Consider the following 1,034-nt stretch of genomic DNA (forward strand, 5'->3'; position numbering starts at 1 on the left):
CTGTCCAACAGGTAGATGCCAGTATTTTTGACCGGCCTGCCGATAGAACCAGCGTCCTCCGGCGATAAGATCGCCTTACAGGTGGCAATCACGGTATTTTCAGTCGGGCCATAGGTATTCAACAACCGGGGACGATAGGTTTTCTGGGCAAACCACGCCTGAATGGCGCTCTTTTTGACCGCCTCGCCCCCCATAATGATTAACCTGAGACATTCCGGTAACGGCAATGCCGCCAGTTCAGACCAAAACAGTGTCGGCAGAGACATCACCGTAATACGATGTTGTCGGATTAAGGCTATAAATGCCTGTACCGAAGCCAGCCAGCTATCATCACGCATCACCAGTGTTGCACCGTTGCACAATGACGAGAAAAATTCTTCGACCGACGCATCAAAGGCAAAAGAGGAGAATTGCAGCACCCGGTCTTGCGCCGTCACCGCATAGGTTTCATCAAAACCTAAACTGCGCTGATAAATCGCCTGATGTTCTATCGTCACCCCTTTTGGTTGTCCGGTTGAACCGGAGGTGTAAATGACATAGGCCAGATGCTGTGGAGTCAACGCCGAGACCTGCGGGTTGCTGTCCGGCTGGTCAAGCGGGGTATTCGGGTCAAGGATAAGCAACCCGGCCAGCGCCTCTTCACCCAGTGCCTCCTGTCCGGCTTCATCCGCCAGTACCAACACCGGTTTAGCATCATTCAGGATATGCGTCAGACGCTCAACCGGATAGGCGGTATCCAACGGGACATAGGCACCACCCGCTTTCAACACCGCCAACATTCCCACCACCATGGCCGGGGAACGTGACACACAAATCGCCACTCGCTGGTCCGGCGCTACCCCCTGCGCTATCAATTGATGGGCCAGTTGGTTGGCACGGGCATTTAATTCGGCATAACTGAGACGTTGTGTTTGATATTCTAATGCTGTGACATCCGGCATTTTCTGCACTTGTTGTTCAAACAGCTGATGGATACACAATGCATCAGAAGACCCGGGTTCCGTGACATTCCAGGTTTTCAGCAACAGTGTACG

Annotated in this window: 1 protein-coding gene; it reads right to left on the reverse strand. The window is 52.9% G+C overall.

Translation table 11 applies throughout. From position 1 onward, the window contains the following. Window positions 1–1,034: AMP-binding protein (locus C5470_RS21940; protein WP_166291901.1), on the reverse strand; the 1,034-nt coding region annotated here is incomplete at both ends.

This window comes from Photorhabdus stackebrandtii (assembly GCF_011189495.1).
In the GTDB taxonomy this organism is placed as follows: Bacteria; Pseudomonadota; Gammaproteobacteria; order Enterobacterales; family Enterobacteriaceae; genus Photorhabdus; species Photorhabdus khanii.